Genomic DNA, 1184 nt, shown 5'->3' on the forward strand with positions numbered 1-1184 from the left:
GCTTCACGATAAAAATCACTCTTGCGATCCTCTCTATCCAAACCTAATAACCACTCCCGCACGGGCTCATTGCCGCTTCCGCTTTCATAAAAAACAGCCTTAACTCTTTTCATGGCAGTAATTGTATCAAAAAAGATACAAAAAAGCAAATCGCAGTATAGAAAAATTAGGACGCGGGGGAATAAGCTATCCAAAAAAATAGGGTCAAATCCGGGCAGGATGCGCCCTTTTGCGGAGTAGAAAATGCCAAACGACGAAGATTACTCGCTAATCACGCGCGCTTTTAGCGACCTTGAGGAGCAGGAAGAGAGATTTCTGCGCTGCGAGCGAGCGTATCGCGCGGTTTACAAAGAGGATAACCGCACGAGCAAGCGCAAGAGCGCAGAGCGAAGCCGCTCGAAGCTTTACGTTCCGCTCGTAAAAACCACCGTAAATATCATCCATAGCGTATTCAAAACCAGCTTTATGAGCGATCGCTGCCCGATCGAAGTAAAGAGGGTAGGACTGCGAAGTGATCACGATCTAATCCTGCAAAACGCGCTTACGGCGGTGCTGAAAAACTATTGGAAAAAGAAAGAGCACCGCGTGGGGCTATCCAAAGCCGTGCTTAGCGCGCTGTATCTGCCGCTGGGTATCGTCAATCTATTTTACGACAAAACCGCCGCGCAGATCCGCACGAAATTTATCCCAATTACGGATTTGGCATTTGATCGCCACGCAAGCGACATCAACGACATCGAATACGTAGCCTATAAATATAACCAATCCGCAAGAGAGATCAGAGAGAAGCTGGAGCGAAAATTCTACAAATCCAAAGACCGAAACGTGATCGCGCAGACCACGGCAGGCAGCGAGCGCATAGCGATGCGAGATCTGTATGTCAAAAGCCGCGAGCAGGGGCGGATCGTATGGAAGCTCAAAACCTACGCAAACGGCACTCTCGTGCGCGAAGCGACATTTTCCCGCCTGCCGTTTCACTACGGATATTGCATCGAAACCACGCCTAGCATAAACGAGGATGAGCGCGAGGATGAGATAGCGATATACGGCTCGTGTATCCCCGAGATCGTTTGGGAGCTGCAAGAGGAATACAACATCAAGCGCAACCAAAAGATCGACATCACCGAAAACCAGATCGATCCGCCTTACGCCGTAGATAAGGACTCGGGCAGCGTGGCGATCAG

General features: G+C 49.7%; 1 protein-coding gene. It reads left to right on the plus strand.

Going from position 1 to position 1184, the window contains the following annotated elements:
* Positions 1-243 precede the first annotated feature (243 nt).
* A partial coding sequence (locus tag Q0256_RS09165; protein WP_297962396.1) for a hypothetical protein occupies positions 244-1184 on the plus strand: 941 nt, incomplete at its 3' end.

Source organism: uncultured Campylobacter sp. (assembly GCF_937949835.1).
Taxonomy (GTDB): domain Bacteria; phylum Campylobacterota; class Campylobacteria; order Campylobacterales; family Campylobacteraceae; genus Campylobacter_B.